The sequence below is a fragment of the Halorubrum sp. SS7 genome (assembly GCF_005435055.1).
Taxonomy (GTDB): Archaea; Halobacteriota; Halobacteria; order Halobacteriales; family Haloferacaceae; genus Halorubrum; species Halorubrum salinarum.
The window spans coordinates 1-772 of the sequence record NZ_SGXV01000180.1; the positions used below are offsets into that span (position 1 = coordinate 1).

At 68.3% G+C, this 772-nt stretch carries 1 protein-coding gene; it reads right to left on the reverse strand.

Going from position 1 to position 772, the window contains the following annotated elements; all coding sequences use genetic code 11:
• Positions 1-343: 343 nt before the first annotated feature.
• Positions 344-772 (reverse strand): carboxyl transferase domain-containing protein (locus tag EXE44_RS17480; protein WP_274595386.1); only part of this gene is annotated, 429 nt, incomplete at its 5' end.

Genomic DNA, 772 nt, shown 5'->3' on the forward strand with positions numbered 1-772 from the left:
GCATCGGCGCTCCCGAGGCGCCACTTCGGGGGGGAGTCAAGCCACGGGAACGCCGCCTCGTAGTCGGGCACCGGAAAGCGGAACCGGCAGCTCCCGTTCACTCGGAGTGTCACGGGTCAGTCGTATTTCGACGTTGATATTAAAACTACTGCGGCCGCGAGCGCCGGAACGCGGAGACCGTCATTTCGGCCGGAAACCCGCCTCAGCCGTCGGTCTCTCAACGGCCTCGTGGTCGACGGCGTGCGTCGGCGCGCTCCTCGGACCGGACTGGCGGTCGGGCTCGGGTTCGAGGGTCCTCGGGGCGCGCGGCGGCGAACTGATCGCGGCGCCGTGGTTCGGGGCGTCAGAGGACGGTCCCGTGCTTTTTGTCCGGCAGGTCCTTCCGAACGTCCTCGTAGAAGTCGAACCGGGCGGCCAGTTCGGCGCGGAGGTCGGAGGGCGGAACGATCTCGTCGATGACCACCTCGCTCGCCATCCGGTGGACGTCGATCCCCTCGCGGTACTCCTCGCGGAGGCGATCCTCCTCGGCCGCGCGCTCCTCGGGGTCGTCGATCTCGGCGAGCTTCCGGGCGTAGACGGCGTTGATCGCGGCCTCCGGCCCCATGATACCGATCTCGCCGGAGGGGAGCCCGATAACGCTCTCAGGGTCGTAGGCGGGGCCGCCCATCGCGTAGATGCCCGCGCCGTACGCCTTCCGGACGACGACGGTCTGTTTCGGCACCGTCGCCGAGGAGGTGGCGTAGATCATCTTCTTCCCCTTCTCTAAGATGGC